At 40.7% G+C, this 707-nt stretch carries 1 protein-coding gene; it reads left to right on the top strand.

The features are described 5' to 3' along the window. Positions 1-72: 72 nt before the first annotated feature. Positions 73-707: ABC transporter ATP-binding protein (locus Q1A47_RS20535; protein ID WP_299632751.1), on the top strand; the 635-nt coding region annotated here is incomplete at its 3' end.

Here is a 707-nt window from a genome sequence, read left to right as displayed (position 1 = left end):
AACTTAATTGGAGATGGATTACGTGATGCGTTTGATCCGAAAATGCATAAATAAGAAGGTAGGTGTTTCTAAATGAGTAAATTGTTAGAAGTAAAGGATTTGAGAGTTTCATTTAACACCTACAACGGTGAAGTACAAGCTGTTCGAGGTGTGAACTTTGATTTGAAAAAGGGGGAGACATTAGCGATTGTTGGTGAATCTGGCTCGGGAAAGTCGGTAACATCGATGGCGTTAATGCAGCTCTTACCTAAGCCACACGGCTTTGTCAAATCAGGGGAGATTTTGTTTGAAGGTGAGGATTTGGTTAACAAATCTACGAAAGAGATGCAAAAGCTCCGTGGTAAAGATATTTCGATGGTATTCCAAGATCCGATGACATCGTTAAATCCGACGATGAAGGTAGGGAACCAAATCATTGAAGGTTTAATTAAGCATCAGAATATGTCTAAACAGGATGCGAAGAAAAAAGCGATGGAATTACTGGAATTGGTCGGTATACCTAATCCAGAAGTACGGATTAACCAATATCCTCACCAGTTCTCTGGCGGAATGCGCCAGCGCGTGGTCGTAGCGATATCGCTTGCCTGTAATCCAAAGATTCTCATTGCCGATGAGCCAACAACGGCATTAGATGTGACGATACAAGCACAGATTTTAGAGCTGATGAAGGATATTCAAAAGGAAACGGATAGTGCAATTATTTTTAT

This window comes from uncultured Virgibacillus sp. (assembly GCF_947495635.1).
Classification (GTDB): domain Bacteria; phylum Bacillota; class Bacilli; order Bacillales; family Amphibacillaceae; genus Virgibacillus; species Virgibacillus salarius.
Note: the sequence above shows the minus strand (reverse complement) of the source record. Positions and strands in the feature narration are given on the sequence as shown.